Source organism: Streptomyces sp. NBC_01635 (assembly GCF_045209715.1).
GTDB classification, from domain to species: domain Bacteria; phylum Actinomycetota; class Actinomycetes; order Streptomycetales; family Streptomycetaceae; genus Streptomyces; species Streptomyces hirsutus.
Genome location: NZ_CP109277.1, coordinates 8,735,660 through 8,751,296, shown reverse-complemented (window position 1 = coordinate 8,751,296; position 15,637 = coordinate 8,735,660). Strand labels below are relative to the sequence as shown.

General features: G+C 71.4%; 15 protein-coding genes. 9 read left to right on the top strand and 6 right to left on the bottom strand.

Annotated features, from left to right (window positions below; genetic code table 11):
- Positions 1 to 132 precede the first annotated feature (132 nt).
- Both OHB56_RS39830 and OHB56_RS39825 read right to left on the bottom strand, forming a co-directional pair.
- Positions 133 to 1,653, bottom strand: a complete 1,521-nt coding sequence (locus OHB56_RS39830) for an AMP-binding protein (protein WP_326750900.1) — start codon at positions 1,651 to 1,653, stop codon at positions 133 to 135.
- 153 nt (positions 1,654 to 1,806) lie between these two features.
- Positions 1,807 to 2,514, bottom strand: a complete 708-nt coding sequence (locus OHB56_RS39825) for an EthD domain-containing protein (RefSeq protein WP_406358781.1) — start codon at positions 2,512 to 2,514, stop codon at positions 1,807 to 1,809.
- A gap of 147 nt (positions 2,515 to 2,661) precedes the next feature.
- Here OHB56_RS39825 and OHB56_RS39820 point away from each other — a divergent pair, with 147 nt between their 5' ends.
- Positions 2,662 to 3,225, top strand: coding sequence for a VOC family protein (locus tag OHB56_RS39820; RefSeq protein WP_206188816.1), 564 nt, complete (start codon positions 2,662 to 2,664; stop codon positions 3,223 to 3,225).
- Between the two features lie 198 nt (positions 3,226 to 3,423).
- Positions 3,424 to 3,801: a hypothetical protein gene (locus OHB56_RS39815; protein WP_326750902.1), complete on the top strand. Its 378-nt coding sequence runs from the start codon at positions 3,424 to 3,426 to the stop codon at positions 3,799 to 3,801.
- A 118-nt stretch (positions 3,802 to 3,919) separates the two neighbouring features.
- Here the strand turns inward: OHB56_RS39815 and OHB56_RS39810 are convergent, their stop codons facing one another.
- A complete protein-coding gene (locus OHB56_RS39810; protein WP_326750903.1) occupies positions 3,920 to 4,567 on the bottom strand; it encodes a helix-turn-helix domain-containing protein in 648 nt (215 codons plus the stop codon).
- 185 nt (positions 4,568 to 4,752) lie between these two features.
- On the opposite strand from OHB56_RS39810, the gene OHB56_RS39805 reads away from it, so the two are divergent.
- From OHB56_RS39805 to OHB56_RS39795, 3 genes are read left to right on the top strand one after another with little or no spacing between them, the layout of a single operon-like run.
- Positions 4,753 to 6,024, top strand: a complete 1,272-nt coding sequence (locus tag OHB56_RS39805) for a multidrug effflux MFS transporter (RefSeq protein ID WP_326750904.1) — start codon at positions 4,753 to 4,755, stop codon at positions 6,022 to 6,024.
- Between the two features lie 40 nt (positions 6,025 to 6,064).
- Entirely contained in the window at positions 6,065 to 6,667 is a 603-nt protein-coding gene (locus tag OHB56_RS39800) for an NADPH-dependent FMN reductase (RefSeq protein ID WP_326750905.1), read from the top strand.
- Positions 6,664 to 7,548, top strand: a complete 885-nt coding sequence (locus OHB56_RS39795) for an LLM class F420-dependent oxidoreductase (protein WP_326750906.1) — start codon at positions 6,664 to 6,666, stop codon at positions 7,546 to 7,548. The genes OHB56_RS39800 and OHB56_RS39795 overlap by 4 nt, the downstream gene beginning before the upstream one ends.
- A gap of 139 nt (positions 7,549 to 7,687) precedes the next feature.
- Here OHB56_RS39795 and OHB56_RS39790 read toward each other — a convergent pair whose 3' ends face one another.
- Both OHB56_RS39790 and OHB56_RS39785 read right to left on the bottom strand, forming a co-directional pair.
- Complete coding sequence (locus tag OHB56_RS39790) at positions 7,688 to 8,491, bottom strand: enoyl-CoA hydratase-related protein (protein ID WP_326750907.1); 804 nt, start codon at positions 8,489 to 8,491, stop codon at positions 7,688 to 7,690.
- On the bottom strand, positions 8,491 to 9,306 hold the full coding sequence (locus OHB56_RS39785) for an SDR family oxidoreductase (protein ID WP_406358776.1): 816 nt from the start codon (positions 9,304 to 9,306) through the stop codon (positions 8,491 to 8,493). The genes OHB56_RS39790 and OHB56_RS39785 overlap by 1 nt, the downstream gene beginning before the upstream one ends.
- 46 nt (positions 9,307 to 9,352) lie before the next feature.
- Here OHB56_RS39785 and OHB56_RS39780 point away from each other — a divergent pair, with 46 nt between their 5' ends.
- Both OHB56_RS39780 and OHB56_RS39775 read left to right on the top strand, forming a co-directional pair.
- Positions 9,353 to 10,612, top strand: coding sequence for a cytochrome P450 (locus OHB56_RS39780; protein ID WP_406358774.1), 1,260 nt, complete (start codon positions 9,353 to 9,355; stop codon positions 10,610 to 10,612).
- Positions 10,609 to 11,898, top strand: coding sequence for a cytochrome P450 (locus OHB56_RS39775; protein WP_406358772.1), 1,290 nt, complete (start codon positions 10,609 to 10,611; stop codon positions 11,896 to 11,898). The genes OHB56_RS39780 and OHB56_RS39775 overlap by 4 nt, the downstream gene beginning before the upstream one ends.
- A 192-nt stretch (positions 11,899 to 12,090) precedes the next feature.
- Here OHB56_RS39775 and OHB56_RS39770 read toward each other — a convergent pair whose 3' ends face one another.
- Complete coding sequence (locus tag OHB56_RS39770; RefSeq protein WP_326750911.1) at positions 12,091 to 13,134, bottom strand: nitronate monooxygenase family protein; 1,044 nt, start codon at positions 13,132 to 13,134, stop codon at positions 12,091 to 12,093.
- Positions 13,135 to 13,331: 197 nt separating this feature from the next.
- Between OHB56_RS39770 and OHB56_RS39765 the strand changes: the two genes are divergently transcribed.
- Both OHB56_RS39765 and OHB56_RS39760 read left to right on the top strand, forming a co-directional pair.
- Positions 13,332 to 14,525 (top strand): flavin reductase, encoded by a 1,194-nt coding sequence (locus tag OHB56_RS39765; RefSeq protein ID WP_326750912.1) that lies wholly within the window; start codon positions 13,332 to 13,334, stop codon positions 14,523 to 14,525.
- On the top strand, positions 14,522 to 15,538 hold the full coding sequence (locus OHB56_RS39760; RefSeq protein ID WP_326750913.1) for a TIGR03617 family F420-dependent LLM class oxidoreductase: 1,017 nt from the start codon (positions 14,522 to 14,524) through the stop codon (positions 15,536 to 15,538). Before OHB56_RS39765 ends, OHB56_RS39760 begins: the two co-directional genes overlap by 4 nt.
- The last annotated feature ends 99 nt before the right edge of the window (positions 15,539 to 15,637 follow it).

Genomic DNA, 15,637 nt, shown 5'->3' with positions numbered 1-15,637 from the left:
TGCTGTGGTGTGGTGCGTGTGGTTTCTGGGTTCCTGTGGTTTCTGAATTCCTGCGGCTTCTGAGTTCCTGCGGTTCCGCGGTCCAGGTCGCGCCTCGGAGGGGCGGGTGCGGTGGTGCCGCGGTGCGTGGTGTCAGCCGAGCATGTCGCGCAGCACGTTCTTCTGGATCTTGCCGGTGACGTTGCGCGGGAAGTCGTCGACGACGACGACCTTCGTCGGCACCTTGTACTTGGCCAGGCGCGAGGCCACGTGTGCGATCAGGTCGGACTCGTCGACCGTGCGGCCCGCTTCGGGGACCACCACGGCGTATCCGACCTCGCCCCACTTCTCGTGCGGCATCCCGACGACCGCCGCGTCCTGCACACTGCCGTGGCTGGTGATGACCCGCTCGACCTCGGCGCAGAAGACGTTCTCGCCGCCGGACTTGTACATGTCCTTGAAGCGGCCCCGCAGGGCGACGAAGCCGTCCTCGTCGACCGAGACGGCGTCGCCGCTCTTGAACCAGCCCGCCGCGGTGGCCTCGTCGGCCTCGGGGTCACGGCGCCAGTAGCCGGGCGAGACGGAGGGGCCCCGGACCCATGCCTCGCCGACCTCTCCCGGGGTGACGTCCTCGTTGGTGGCGGGGTCGACGACGCGGATCTGGACGTGCTGGACGGGCATCCCGACCGTGTGCGCCTTCTCCACCCGCGACGTCTTCGGCATCAGGGTCATACTGGGCCCCATCTCGGTGGCGCCCCAGCCGGCCTGCAGTTCGAGGCCGTGCTCGCTGAAGTAGGCGCCGACGTCGGCCGGGATCGCGCCACCACCGACCATGCCGGCCCGGATGTGGGAGAAGTCGGCCGAGTCGGAGGCGTGCTCCATCACCATCCGGTACATCACCGGGGCGGCGTTGAAGTTGGTGAATCCGTGGCTGCTGTCGCCGAGCAGTTCGGCGACCCGGGCCGGGTCGAAGCGGCGCAGGACGCTGATCCGGCCGCCGGCCATGAGCGTCGGGTTGACGATCGCGTTGAGGCCGGCCGCGTGGAAGAGCGGCAGCGCGCTGAGGTAGCGGGCGGGCGGGCTGCCGATGCACATGTCGTGCTGGACGTTCAGCGCGTGCCAGGCCAGTCCGCCGAGCGTGATGAGGGCACCCTTGGGCAGGCCGGTGGTGCCGGAGGTGTAGAGAATCTGGGCGGTCTGCTCGCCCGAATACGGGCCGGTGCCGCGGATCGGAGCCGCCCGGTCCATCAGGGCGTCGATGTCGTTGCGGACATCGGTGCACGACCAGCCCGCCAGCGGCACGCCCAGTTGCTCACCGAGTTTGGTGGCGGTGTCCTGCCAGGTCACGTCGTGGATGAGCAGTCCGAGCTCGGCGTCCTCGCAGAGCACGGCGATCTCGTTGACCGTCAGCCGCCAGTTGAACGGCACGAAGACCGCGCCGGTCCGGATGCAGGCGAACTGCAGGGCCAGGACGCGCCAGTCGTCGTCCGCGATCAGTCCTACCCGGTCACCACGCCGAATGCCGAGGTCGACCAGGACCGAACTGAGCCGGGCGACCCGGTCCTCGAATTGGCTCCAGGTGAGCTGCCGGCCGGAGTCGAGGCTTTCTACCGCGATCTCGGGCCCGTGGCGGCGTGCGTTGTAAGTGACCCAGTCCGTCAGATGAGTGACCACTCGTGCTCCCTCGCTGGTGATCGAAGTGGGGGTGCGGCATCTCGAGCCGTCGTACGCCCTCGGTCACGTGGCCGAACGGGCGAAAACCTAACAGCATCTGGTTATGGGGTCAACGACTGTGACAGCACTTCCACCGTCCGCAGGATCCGCAGGTCAGACGACCCGGTTCTCCCGCACCACCAGACAGAACACCTCGACCGGCAGGAGCGCCGGATCTGCCGCCACCGCCTGCGCGGTCCGGGTGGCCGGGGCGGCGGAAGGGAACCAGACCTCCAGCAGGCCGTCGTACGGCCGGTCGGCCGCACCCCGCGGCGAGAGCCCGGGGTCGGCGTCCAGCGCCGTGCTCCAGCGGCGCCCGAGGGCCGAGCCCGCCCCCGGTACGGCACTCAGGGCCCCGGCCAACGCCCGGCCGGCCCGTTCGTCGGCACCGCCCGTGCGCGCGAACACCATCAGCGTGCGCCCTTCGGGCGCCGGGGCCGGCGCCTCGCCGAAGCAGTGCGCCAGCAGGACCGCCGCCATGCTGGACCGGTCGGTGAACCGCGCCTCGTCCGGCACGGCGCGGCCGTGGTAGTCCGGGTGCGCCCTGAGCGCCCCGATGGCCGCGAGGTCCGGGAAGGAGGCCAGCGGAACGCCGTCGTACCCCCAGGCCGGCGGGCGATCGACGGGCTGCTCCCCGGGAATCGCGTGGCCCTGCGTGTAGCCCACCATGCCGGGCAGCCCGCGGGCGATCGCTGCGTGCTCCTCGCGCCAGTGGCGGGAGAACTCCGCCCAGTCGAGGGTTTTACTCCGACGCACGAGAGCCACGGATCTGATCACGGAAGCGGTGGTACCGGCCGGATCGGCCGTCATCTGGTCAGACATGGGCAGATGCTGACGTGACTCGCGACACACGTCAAGGCTTCAACAAGCAGCGTTCACACGTCAAGCCTTTGACAATCACCGTTGGGTGAGCCACCGTGGAAGCGCACCCCCCGGTTTCGGGAACGTCTTCCACCACGAGGAGGGGCCGTGATTCACCACCTGGCCATCACCCCGAAGAACTTCGACGTGTCGCACAGGTTCTACACCGAGGTCATGGGCTTTGAGCTCGTGAAGATCGTCAAGCGCCAGGCCATGGGCGGATCCAAGGCCGGCTGGACCAAGCACGTGTTCTACGAGACCGCCAAGGGTTCCGGCTCGTACTTCGTGCTCTGGGACCTCCACCTGAACGGTGTCGAGCTGCCCGAGGGCTGGGACCCCTCGATCTCCGTCGGACTCGGCCTGCCCTGGTGGATCAACCACATCGCCTTCGAGGTCAAGGACCTCACCGAGCTGGAGGAGAAGAAGCAGCACTGGCTGTCCCACGGCCAGAAGGTGAGCGAGGTCGTCCACGAGTTCATCACATCGATCTACACCCGCGACCCGGACGGCAACATGGTCGAGTTCACGACCAACACCCGTCCGCTGAACGACGACGACAAGGCAGAGGCGCTGGAACTGCTCGCCGACGACGAGCCCGCTTCCATGCCCGACTACCCGGGGGTCATCTACCTCCCGGACGGACGCATCATCGAGGCGGCGTCCTCGGAGTGACCCTCCCCGGCCGCGTCCGGCGTCCGTCGTCCGGGTCGGGCCCGATTCCGTTCGGATCGGGCCCGACCCGGACGACGGACCCCAGCACGGATGCGGCCGGCCGCATCCGCCGCCCTGCGGCGGCGCGGCCCCCTCAGCACGTTGCCGGTTCTTCCCCCGCCCGCTGCCGCGGGGCACCACACACGAGAGGTCAGGCTCATGGGCTGGTCGATGTACACCGCCAGGTTCGGAGCGACGAAGCCGGCCTTCCTGCCGGCCGTGGCGGATCCCGAGGCCGTCACCGAGTTCGTGCGCGCGGGCCTGGACTGGATGTTTCCCGAAGTCGTCATCACCGCCGACACCGCCACGGTGCGCCTGTCCATGAACGCGCCCTCCGCCGAGGCGGCGCTCGCGCATCTGCGCGGCAGCTACAAGTCGGCCCTCCACACCGCCGGCGTGTGGCAGGTCGGCAACTGGCCGCTGCACCTGCTCACCGTCGAGGCCGGTCTGCCCCTCGGGGTCGGGGCCTCACCCGACTCCGCCACGGAGCCCGCTGGAACGGTCCCCGGCCGGGACGGTCTCCATCTCGTCGGCTGACGTCCGCCGGATGTACGGCGCACCCCTGGAGGAGGGCGCGGACGCCGCCCCGCGCACAGCGGGGACGGGATGTCCTCGTGCCCACACCCATCGTCCCCGCCGGCGGCTTTCCGGGCGCTCAGGCCTCGGAGAGCCGCTCGGCCGCGAGCCGCGTCTCCTTCAGCTGGATCGTGCTCTCGATGATCGAGAGCATCGAGGAGGCCGCCACCTGGAAGAGCTCCTCGGAGCTCATACCGCGCGCCTCGTGGGCCGCGTGCAGCGACGGGGTGGCGACGTCGCCGTCCTCGTCCTCCATGGACCCGGTCATGCCGGTCTCCTGCAACGCGCTGGTGATCGCCAGCAGTTCCAGACTCTCCATCAGCGGGGCGATCATCGGCAGCGGCACGCCCTCGGCCTGCAGCCGCTGCACACTCGCCTCGACCTCCGTCAGACCGATGCCCAGCGGCGCGCGGCGCAGCATCACGGGGATCAGCTCCGGGTGCGAGATCAGCGCCTGGCGGGTGCGGTAGGCGTTGAGCGGCAGCCAGACCCGCCAGTTCTCGTTCTCGGTGCGCGGGGCGGCCACGTCGGCCAGCGCGAGCTGGGTGACGCCGACCAGGATCTCGTCCTTGTTGCGGAAGTGGTGGTACAGCGAGGCGCCGTTGACCTTGAGGGCCTCACCCAGGCGCCGGATGCTCAGAGCGTCGAGACCCTCGCCGTCAACGATCTCGAGCGCCGCTTCGAGTGCCTTGCGGCGCGAGATCAGCGGGATCTTCGGTCGGGCCATGGGGGGCTCTCCTCGTCTCCGGGCTCCACGTCCTCAATGCACCTTAATCCATCGACGTTCGGCTGTTTGCCACCAGGCGCGGGGGGCCCTCTTTGTCCGTTTCTGATTCTACGTCAGTTCCGGCGACCCCCTCGGCCCCGTTCGTTCCCGACCATCATCCCATCGTACGGAGAGGACCGTGCCCAGTGACCGACGACAACACCACCCCCTCAGCGGGGGCTCCTCCCGGCCCGGGCCCGGCGCCGGTCGCGTCGGCCCTCTCGGAGGCGGGCGCGACCCGTGTGGTGGTGGTCATCGCGCTCCTGATGTCGGTGTCGCCCTTCACGATGGACATGTACCTCCCGGCCATGCCCGAGATGGCCCGCGACCTGGACGCGGCGCCGTCGCAGATCCAGCTCTCCCTCACCGGTGTGCTGGTGGGACTGGCCCTGGGCCAGCTGGTCGCCGGGCCGCTGGCCGACGTCTTCGGCCGCCGCCGCCCGGTGCTGGTGGGGCTCACCGGCCACATCGTCGCCTCGCTGCTGTGCTTCGCCGCCCACGACCCGTATCTGCTCGCCGGTACCCGGCTGCTTCAGGGGCTGTCGTGCGCGGCGGTCGCGGTCGTGTCCATGGCCACCGTGCGCGATCTGTTCGCGGGTTCGGCCTACGCGCGGGTGATGTCGCGGATGTTCCTCGTGATCGGTGTGGCCCCGGTGCTCGCGCCCACCATCGGCGGCGGTGTGCTCGCGGTCGCCGAGTGGCCGTTCATCTTCCTGGCGCTCGCCGGTCTCGGCACGGTCCTGCTCGTGGTGGCCGCGACCTCGCTGCCCGAGACACTGCCGCCCGAGCGGCGCGGCCGGCCCACCTTCACGGCCGTCCGCGCGTCGTACCGGGCGCTGCTGGGCGACCGGACGTACCTCGCGCTGATCCTGGTCGGAGGGCTGATGTTCTCGACCCTTTTCAGCTACGTGTCGGGGGCGTCGTTCGTCCTGCAGGGCCGGTTCGGGCTGAGCGAGCAGCAGTTCGCCCTGCTCTTCGCCGCCAACGCGGTCGGGCTGACGCTGCTCGCCCAGGTGAACCCGTTGCTCATCCGGCGCTTCGGACCGGCGAACGTACTCACCTTCGCCACCGTGCTGGGGCTGTTCAGTTCGGCGCTGCTGCTGCCGCTGCTGGCCTTCGGCGAGGCGCCGCTCGGCGCCGTCGTCGCGGTGCTCGCGCTGTCGGTCGCCGGGTACGGGCTGAGCATGCCGAACAGTCAGGCGCTTGCGCTGAACGGGCAGGGCCACCGGGCGGGCACCGCGGCCGCGCTGATGGGGTTCACGCAGTTCTCCGTCGCCAGCCTCGTGGCGCCCGTCGTGGGTCTTGGCGGGGCCGACGGCACCGCGATGGCCGGCGCCATGCTGACGGCCACCGCCTGTGCCTCGGGCGTGATGTGGCGCGCCGTCCGGCGGAACCCGGAGGCGATGGCCGTGCGCTGATTCTTGCCAGCTCGAACCAACCGCTGTTAGTTTATTGAGTATGCCTGAACATGCGCTCGACGAACGACCGCTGGTCGTCGGCATCGGTGGCACGGTGCGGGGCGAGTCCAGCTCCGAGGCGGGGCTGCGCTCCGCACTCGCGGCTGCCTCGGCCGCCGGTGCCCGCACGCTCTGCCTGACCGCCCACGACATCGCGCTGCCCTTCTACGAGCAGCGCGTCCCGCGCTCGCCCCAGGCGGCGAGACTGGTGGAGGCGCTGCGCTCGGCCGACGGCCTGATCGTCTCGAGCCCCGGCTACCACGGAGCGGTCTCGGGCCTGGTCAAGAACGCCCTCGACTACGCCGAGGACCTCGCCGGCGACCCGCGCCCCTACCTCGACGGGATTCCGGTCGGCTGCATCGGTGTCGCCTACGGCAAGCAGGCCGCCGTGGCGGTCATCGACCAGCTGCGCACCGTCGCACACGCGCTGCGCGGCTTCCCGACGCCGTACGGCGCGGCGGTCGTCGCCCAGCGCGGCGCCTTCCGCGACGGCCGGTGCGTCGACCCCGCGCTGGACGAGCAGTTCGCCCGGGTCGGGGCCCAGGTGGCGGCGTTCGCCGGCGCCGTCCGGACCGCCGCCGCCGCGTTCGAGCCCGTCGCATGAGTGCCCGTCCACTGCGCGCCCCGGGGCGGACCGTCGGCATCTGGGCCGGAGCGTTCCGCCTCGACGACCGCGCTCTCGTCGCCGACGCGGCCGCCGCCCTGGAGGACATGGGCTACACGGCGCTGTGGTACCCGGGCGGCCTGCGCCGTACGTTCGAGACGGCCGCCGTGCTCCTCGAGGCGACCTCGCGGGCCGTCGTCGCGACCGGCATCGCCAACATCTGGGTCAACCCGCCCGCGGAGTCCGCGGAGGCGTTCGCCCGCCTCGACGCGGCGCATCCCGGACGGTTCCTGCTCGGCCTCGGGGCGAGCCACGGGCCGATGGTCGAACGGTCCGGTCTCGGCCGGTACGAACGGCCGCTGGCCAAGATGCGGGGCTACCTCGACGAGCTGGACGCCTCGGCCACCCCGGTGCCACCGGAGGACCGGATCATCGGCGCCCTGGGCCCGAAGATGCTCGCCCTCTCCGCAGAGCGCTCCCTCGGCACGCATCCCTACCTCGTCACGCCCGAGCACACGGCGCGGATCCGCTCGGCCGTCGGCGCCGGCGCCCGGGTGATGCCGGAGCAGGGGGTCGTCCTCGACTCCGATCCGGTCTCGGCCCGCGCCACCGCACGGGAGGCGCTCGCCATGTACCTCGAGCTGCCCAACTACGTGAACAACTGGCTGCGTCTGGGCTTCACCGAGGACGACGTCGCGAACGGCGGCAGCGACCGCCTGGTCGACGCCCTGATCGCCTGGGGAACCCCCGAACAGATCGCCGCCCGGGTCCGCGCCCATCATGACGCGGGTGCGGACCATGTGTGCCTGCAGATCCTCGGCGCCCCGGGCGAGCTGCCCCTGGGCACGGCGCGCAGCCTGGCCGCCGCCCTGCTCGACTGATACGCAGGCCCTGGCCCTTCGTCACGGAAGGGCCAGGGCCTGTCTGCCCCGTCCGGGGCCGTGGTCGCGGAAGGACCGGGCCCTCCGGTTCGGAAACTTCGTCACCGAGGGCCCCGCGCCTGTCTGTGGTGGAACACGCCTACCTGTTGTGGAACACCGGGGCGCGTTTACCGAGGAAGGCCGCGACCGCTTCCCGGTGGTCCTCGGTGAGCGCGGCGGAGACCTGGGTGCGGTTCTCCAGGTCGAGGCCGGCGGCCTGGCTGGAGATCTCCAGCTGCGACCACATCACCTGCTTGGTCATCCGGACGCCGTACGGCGCGTGCGCGGCAATAGCGCGGGCCACCTCCAGGGCGGTGTCCATCAGCTCCGCCCGGGGTACCAGCCGGGAGACCAGCCCGATCCGTTCGGCCTCCTCCGCCTCCACGAAGCGGCCGGTGAGCAGCAGTTCGAAGGCGCGCGAGGCGCCGATCAGCCGGGGCAGCAGCCAGCTCACCCCGATGTCGCAGGCCGAGAGGCCCACCTTGACGAACGCCGCGTTGAACCGGGCGTCGTCGGCGCAGACCCGGACATCGGAGGCGAGCGCCAGGGCGAACCCGCCGCCCGACGCGGCGCCCTGCACCGCCGCCACGACCGGCATCCTCAGCGAGCGCAGCCGGGTCACCAGCGTCGCGATGTGCTCCTGCACCGACATCCAGTCCGGGACCGCCCGCGACCCGTCGCCGCCGGGCGCGGTGCCGTGCCCCTGGAGGTGGGCACCGGCGCAGAAATGCTTGCCCGCCCCGGTCAGCACCACCACGCGGACGTCGGTGCGGGGCGCCAGGGCGCCGAGCGCGTCGTGCAGCTCCTGGACGATCACCGATTCCAGGGTGTTGAACCGCTCGGGCTCGTCGAGCCGGACCTCGAGGACGCCGCCGCCGTGGTCGACGGTGCTCACCGAGGGCATCAGGCACTCTCCAGCGCGGAGAACTCGTCGCCGCCGAGCAGCGCACCTCCGTCGACGGTCAGCACCTGCCCGGTGACCCACGACGCGGCCTCGCCGGCGAGGAACTCCGCGGCGTCCGCGACGTCCTCGGGCTCGCCGAAGCGCGGCAGCGGCCAGCGGCCGTAGACCTTCTCGCCCCCGGCGATGAGCGGCCCGGAGAACCGGGTGTTCACGACGCCGGGTGCGATGCCGTTCACCCGTACCCGCGGGCCGAGTTCGACCGCGAGCTGGGCGGTCAGGTAGTTGAGGGCCGCCTTGCTCATGCCGTAGACGCCGGACGGACTGCCCGGGGTCTCGGCGACGTTGGAGGAGACCATCAGGACGGAGCCGGGCCGGTTCTCCCCCAGGCCCGCTTCCAGCGCCAGCTGCGTCCAACGCAGCGGGGCCCAGAGGTTGACCTCCATGATCTTCTGCCACCGGCCGTGGTCCACGGTGTGGGTCGGCCCGAAGTGCGGGTTGGCGGCGGCGTTGTTGACCAGCACGTCGAGTGCGCCCCAGCGCTCGCGCACGTCCGCCAGCAGGGTCCGGGCGGCGTCCTCGTCACTGACGTGCACGCCCGCGCCGAGCGCGGTCCCACCCGTGGGGTCCAGGGTCTGTGCCGCGGCCGTCGCGTCGTCGGCGTTGCGGGCGCACAGCACGACCCGTGCGCCCCGTTCGTGGAAACGGCGCGCGATGCCGAGGCCGATCCCTCGCGAGCCTCCGGTGATCACGGCGACCCGGCCCTTCATGGGCCCGTCCTGCGCCGTCGCTTCTCGTTGACACCCTTTGTGTGGCATGCCAGCATCCTAAATCCAATACTGATTGATTAATAGGGGTGCACACATGACGCCCGATCAGTTCGACCACACCACCGAGGACCACGCCGCGCACTGGCGGGACATCTACGCAAAGGCCCGCCGCGGCTGCCCGGTCATCTCCTCCGACCGCCACGGCGGCTACCACGTACTGACCCGGCACGCCGACATCACCGAGGCGCTCCGCAACCACCAGGCATTCTCCTCGGAACGGTCCTGGCACGCCGACGGCACCGACAAGGGCCTCGGCGTCGCCATCCCGCACCAGCCCGTACGGGTCGGCATCCTGGAGATGGACCCGCCCGAGCACACGAAGTACCGCAGGCTGCTCACCCCGTGGTTCACCCGTCAGGCCATCGCCCGGGGCCGCGAGCGGATCCGGCACACGGCGACCTGGGCCATCGACCGGATCGTCGAGAAGGGTGAGTGTGACATCGTCACCGATCTCGCCGGGCCGTTCCAGGCCATCGTCATCCTCGACATCCTGGGCATCCCGCTGGAGCGGTGGTCGGCCTACGCCGACGTCGCCGAACGGATGGTCCGGCAGACCGAGGACCGCGCCGAGGGTGCCCTCTGGATGCGGGAGGACGTCCGCAGGGAGGTGGAGCGCCAGCGCGCCGAACCCCGGCCGGGGATGATCAGCGGCCTCAACAACGCGGTGGTCGACGGCGAGCCGCTCAGCGTCGAGTGGGCCACCGAACTCGTCAACATGATGCTGCTCGGCGGCGAGGGCACCACGATCGCGACCATCGCCCACATGCTCAAGCATCTGCACGACCGGCCTGAGGACCGGGCACGGATCGCGGCCGACCCGTCGCTGCTACCGACCGCGGTCGACGAGATGATGCGCTACCACGCGCCGTCGCCCGGCCTGGCCCGTACCGTCACCCGGACGGTCGAGGTCGGCGGCCACACGTTCCGCACCGGCGACCGGGTGCTCCTGTCCTACGCGTCGGGCAACTTCGACGAGGACGTCTTCCCGGACGCCGCGACCCCTGACATCACCCGCTCGCCCAACCCGCACCTCGCCTTCGGCGGCGGCGTCCACCGCTGCCCCGGGGCGCTGCTGGCCTCCGCCAACGCCGAGGTGTTCCTCGGCGAACTGCTGCGTCGCATCCCGGAGTACGGGATCACCGCCGTCGAGGCCTACGAGCGGATCCCGCTGACCAACGGCTTCTACTCGATGACGATGACCTACCGCCCCGGTCCGCGCGAGGGCACCGACACCGGCGAACTGCCCCTGCTGACCGGCGAGCGGGTCCGCCCGGCCGAAGGAACGGAACGATGAGCGACTCCTCGGCCCCGGCCGGTACCCCCGAGCCGTTCGACCACCACTCCCCCGCCTTCGCCGAGCACTGGCCGGAGATCTACGCGGACCTGCGCGCGGGCTGTCCGGTCGCGCACTCCCCGCGGCACGGCGGGTTCTACGCCGTCACCCGCTACGAGGACATCCGCCGCATACTGCGCGAACCGAAGACGTTCGCGTCCGGGCGCGAGCTGGAGTTCGACGGCAGGACCGTGGGCGGGGCGACCGTGCCGGTCACGGCGTCACGGCTAGGGATGATGGAGATGGACCCGCCGGCCTCCCTCGCCTACCGACGGCTGATCGCGCCGTTCTTCTCCGCCCGCACGGTCCGCGAGTACACCCCGCGCCTCACCACGATCGTCGACTGGGTCCTCGACCGCACCATCGAGTCGGGCCGGATGGACGTCGTCGGCGACCTCGGCGCCATGCTTCCGCCGCTGGTCATCGTCGATCTGCTGGGCCTGCCCATCGACCGCTGGCAGCACTACGCGCACGCCCTGCACCAGGGAGTCGGCCACCGGAAGGGCTCGGCGCGGGCGATCATCGGCGTGATGCGGGAGATGCGGGAGCTGGTCACCGAGTGGCGGGAGCGCGGGGCCGGTCCGCCGGGCGTCTGCACCGCCCTCCTGGAGGCCGAGGTCGACGGGCGGCCCATCGACGACGACCTGATCGCCGAGCTGGTGTTCATGCTGCTCACCGGGGGCGTCGACACCACGACGGCACAGATATCCAACGTCGTCGGACATCTCGACGCCCATCCGGAGCTGCGCCGCCGGCTGATCGAGGACCCCGACGCCGTCCCGGGTGCCACGGACGAACTTCTGCGGCTCTACAGTCCGGGCACCGGCGCGGCCCGCACCGTCGTCGCTCCGGCCACGCTCGGCGGCGTCGCGCTGCGGCCGGGCGACCGGCTCTTCCTCGGCATCGGCTCCGCCAATCGCGACGAGGCGGTGTTCCCCGATCCGGAGACCGTCGATCCCGACCGTGCGAACGCGCACCAGCACGTGGCCTTCGGGCTCGGTGTGCACCGCTGCGTCGGCGCATACCTCGCCAAGGCCGAACTGGTCGAGGTGGTCCGCGCCCTGCTCCGCCGGATGCCGGACTTCGCCGTCGACCGCGAGGGTCTCGTCCACCGGCCGGTGATCCCCCTGGTCAACGGCTGGACCTCGATGCCCGTCCGGTTCACCCCCGGCCCGCGGGTGGTCCCGGAGCGCGCCGCCCCGCTGCCGGAGACGGCGGCGGCCGGTACAGGGGACCGGCACGGCTGATCCGGCTGCGCTGTCCGGATCCCACCCGATTCCACCCGACCCTGCGCGGCCGGCCCGGCTGCACCGCTCCGAGCCCGCCGACCCGGTTCCGCTGCCCCCTGGCCGCCACGGGCGGCGGGACCGCCCGCGGCGGCGACGCCGATGGCCCGGTCCCCCCGTCGGGGCCGGGCCATCGGCGTACCGCTCGCAGGCTCAGGCGCGGGTGGCCTTGAGGGCCGGCAGCGAGGCGGCGGTGGTCTCCAGCAGACCGAGGGCCTGGTCCATCATCCGGTCCAGGAGCACCTTGACCGGCACGATGTCCTGGACGGCGGCCGAGACCTGGCCGGCGACGACGATGCCGGTCTCCGTGTCGCCCTCCATCTGGGCCAGGTACCCCCGGTCCTCCTTCCACTGGTTGAGCTCGTCGACGGAGATGCCCGTGGCCTTGAGGGCCGGCAGGTCCTCCAGCAGGGCCTTGTTCCTGAGACCGCGGCTGGGCGCGTAGTAGCCCTGGTAGGTCATGTCGTCCCACTCGCGTGAGTCGACGATGTACTGCTTGTAGTTCTGGTGCCACTCGTGCTCTTCGGTCGCGATGAACCGGGTGCCCATGGCGACGCCGGCGGCGCCCATGGCGAGCATCGCGGCGAGCCCGTACCCGTCGTGGATGCCGCCGGAGACGATGACCGGGATGTCGACCTCGGCGATCACCTGCGGGGCGAGCACCATGGTGGAGACGGGCTTGAGGTGGGTGTGACCGCCCATCTCGTAACCCGAGGCGATGACGACGTCCACACCGGCCTCGGCCGCCTTCACCGCGTGGCGCACGGAGCCGACCTTGTGGAAGTGGAGCAGGCCGGCCTCCTTGATGCGCTCGGTGAAGCCGCCGGGGAAGCCCGCCGAGGTGGTGATGGCGGCGAAGTGCTCGCCGACCGGACCGCCGGCGAGCTTGATGCGGATCGCCTCGTCGATGCAGGTCTCGGAGGCCGGCAGCAGCTCGCCCGAGGCGAGGGTTCCCACCGGGATGTTGACCGCGAAGGCGCCCCGCGCGCCGACCGCCACCTGCTCCATCCGGTCACGCAGCTTCTTGCGCAGTTCCGCCTCAGGGGTGAGCAGGCCCGGGGTGGAGACCGAGCCGAGCCCTCCTGCCGCGGACACGGCGGTCGCCAGCGCGGTGGTGGGTGACGGACCCATGCCGTCCTGCATGATCGGGTACTTCGTTCCGAGTCGGCCGCACAGGGCCTGCCATACCGCTCCCACGTCGATCCCTTCGCTGAGTGCGCAAACGGCCCGGTCCGGCCGGATCAACTCAGCCTAACGCCATTTGGTTATTACGCCAAGGGCCCTCCTCCCGCCCTGCGGGCCGGCGCCGTTCCAACCCCGCACCCCCCTCACTCTTGGCCCCAGAACCAAATGCTGTTAGTTTAATGCTCATTGCCGTCCCAGTGAGGTGCGATGTGAGCAGCAACGGCCAGGCGACCATCCCGGTACAGGACTCGCGCTACTTCCGTGACGTCCTCGGACAATTTCCCACCGGCGTCGCGGTCATCACGGCGCTCGACGCGGAGGGCCGGCCCCACGGCATGGCGGTGGGGTCCTTCAGTTCGGTCTCGCTCGATCCGCCCTTGGTGGGCTTCATGCCGGCGCGCACGTCAAGCACCTACCCCAGGATCGAGGCCACCGGGCGGTTCTGCGTCAGCATCCTCGGCGCGGACCAGGAGGACGTGTGCCGTGCCATGGCAACCAGGGGCGCCGACAAGTTCAACGGGATCCCGTGGTTCCCGGCGCCCTCCGGCGCACCCGTCATCGACGGAGCCCTCGCCTGGATCGACTGCACGCTCGCCCAGCGCTACGAGGCGGGCGACCACTACATCGTCGTCGGCGAGGTCGACCGGCTCTCCGAGCTCCGGCCGGGTCCGCCGCTGGTGTTCTTCCGCGGCGGGTACGGGGGGTTCACGACCCCGTCGCTGATGGCCGCGCCCGAGCGCGATCTGGTCGAGCTCATCGAGCTGGCCGGGCGCGCCCGGCCGCACATGGAGCGGCTCGCCGGGGAACTCGACCTCGAATGCCTCGCCGTCGGGACGGCCGGCCGGCAGTCGGTCTGCCTCGCCATCGCCGACTCCCCGAACCCCGACTACACCTCCTCGCGGGTCGGCTACCGCACCCCGTTCGTGTTCCCGGTCGGCTCGGCCTTCGTCGCCTGGGACCCGGCCGGCACCGGCGCCTGGCTCCCCGAGGACCCGGTCCGGGCCGCGGCGGGTGAGGCCGCGCTGCGCCGCACCCGGCGGCGGCGCTGGTCGGTGGCGATCGGCGACGACCACTACGACCAGCTCGAACGCGCGGTCGGCCTGCAACTGCGCCATCCCTCGGTGGACGAACTCGACGGCGTGATGCGGGGACTGCGCGGGGAGCAGTTCGACCCCGAGCTCGACCCGCACACGTCGTACGACGTCCGGATGCTCGTGGCGCCCGTCTTCGGCCCCCGGAAGGTCGAACTCGGCCTCGCCGTGCGGGGCTTCCGCCGCCATCTGAACGGCGCCGAGGTCGAGCAGGTCGCGGCCCGGCTGGTCGAGGTCGCCGACGAAGTGAGCAGCAGGATCGGCGGGGCGGACGCCCTGGCCGCGGCGATCAGCAGGGAGGCAGGAGCATGAGCGTGCCCGTGGACACCGCCCTTCCCATCAAAGGGGGCGCCGATCCGGCTGCGGCGGCGCGCACGGCCGAGGAGGCCGGCTACGACGCCGTCTGGGCCAGCGAGCTCGACCGCGACCCGTTCCTCCAGCTGGCCGTCGCGAGCGCCGCGACCGAGCGGATCGGCCTGGGCACCGGCATCGCGGTGGCCTTCGCCCGCAGCCCGATGAACGTCGCCTCGATGGCGCACGACCTGCAACGCCTTTCGCAGGGCCGCTTCATGCTGGGACTCGGCACTCAGGTGCGCGCGCACATCACCCGGCGCTTCTCGATGCCCTGGTCCGAACCGGCTGCCCGGATGCGCGAGTACGTTCTCGCCCTGCGGGCCATCTGGTCCGCTTGGGAGACCGGCGAACGCCTCGCCTTCGAGGGCCGGTTCTACACGCACACGCTGATGACGCCGATGTTCACACCGACCCCGCACGGCCACGGCACACCGCCGGTCGTCGTCGCGGCCGTCGGGGACCTGATGACCGAGGTGGCCGGGGAGGTCGGGGACGGCGTCCTGTTCCACAGCTTCCTCACCGAGCGCTATCTGCGCGAGCACACCCTCGCGGCGCTGCGGCGGGGCCGCGAGAAGTCCTCGCGTCCCGGCTTCCAGCGGGTCGGCGGACCGTTCGTGGCCACCGGCACGACACCGGAGCAGATCTCCGCCGCGGCGGAAGCCACCCGGAGCCAGATCGCGTTCTACGCCTCGACCCCGTCCTACCGGCCGGTGCTGGAGGCGCACGGCTGGGGCGGGCTCGGCGAACGGCTGCACGCGCTGTCCCGTGCGGGCGACTGGAAGGCGATGACCGCCGCGGTGGACGACGAGGTGCTGCACGAGTTCGCCGCCGTCGGCACCCCGGAGGAAGCGGCGGACATCCTCGCCGCGCGCTACACCGACGTGTTCGACCGGTTCACCCTCGTCACGCCGTACGACCTCGACGAGACCGCCCGCGCCCGGGTCGCGGCCCGCCTGCGGGAACTCACCTGACCTGCGGCCGACGCCGTACCGGGTGCCTTCCGCTCTTGTCGGAAGGCACCCGCCACTTTACGCTAACAGCGTTTGGTTAAAGCGCGCACGACAAGGATC

Excerpts from the sequence above, each read along its gene's own strand:
- OHB56_RS39775 (WP_406358772.1), top strand. The coding sequence starts at position 10,609 with ATGAGCGACTCCTCGGCCCCGGCCGGTACCCCCGAGCCGTTCGACCAC.
- OHB56_RS39815 (WP_326750902.1), top strand. The coding sequence starts at position 3,424 with ATGGGCTGGTCGATGTACACCGCCAGGTTCGGAGCGACGAAGCCGGCC.
- OHB56_RS39825 (WP_406358781.1), bottom strand. The coding sequence starts at position 2,514 with ATGTCTGACCAGATGACGGCCGATCCGGCCGGTACCACCGCTTCCGTG.
- OHB56_RS39785 (WP_406358776.1), bottom strand. The coding sequence starts at position 9,306 with ATGCCACACAAAGGGTGTCAACGAGAAGCGACGGCGCAGGACGGGCCC.
- OHB56_RS39795 (WP_326750906.1), top strand. The coding sequence starts at position 6,664 with ATGAGTGCCCGTCCACTGCGCGCCCCGGGGCGGACCGTCGGCATCTGG.
- OHB56_RS39800 (WP_326750905.1), top strand. The coding sequence starts at position 6,065 with ATGCCTGAACATGCGCTCGACGAACGACCGCTGGTCGTCGGCATCGGT.
- OHB56_RS39810 (WP_326750903.1), bottom strand. The coding sequence starts at position 4,567 with ATGGCCCGACCGAAGATCCCGCTGATCTCGCGCCGCAAGGCACTCGAA.
- OHB56_RS39780 (WP_406358774.1), top strand. The coding sequence starts at position 9,353 with ATGACGCCCGATCAGTTCGACCACACCACCGAGGACCACGCCGCGCAC.
- OHB56_RS39790 (WP_326750907.1), bottom strand. The coding sequence starts at position 8,491 with ATGCCCTCGGTGAGCACCGTCGACCACGGCGGCGGCGTCCTCGAGGTC.
- OHB56_RS39760 (WP_326750913.1), top strand. The coding sequence starts at position 14,522 with ATGAGCGTGCCCGTGGACACCGCCCTTCCCATCAAAGGGGGCGCCGAT.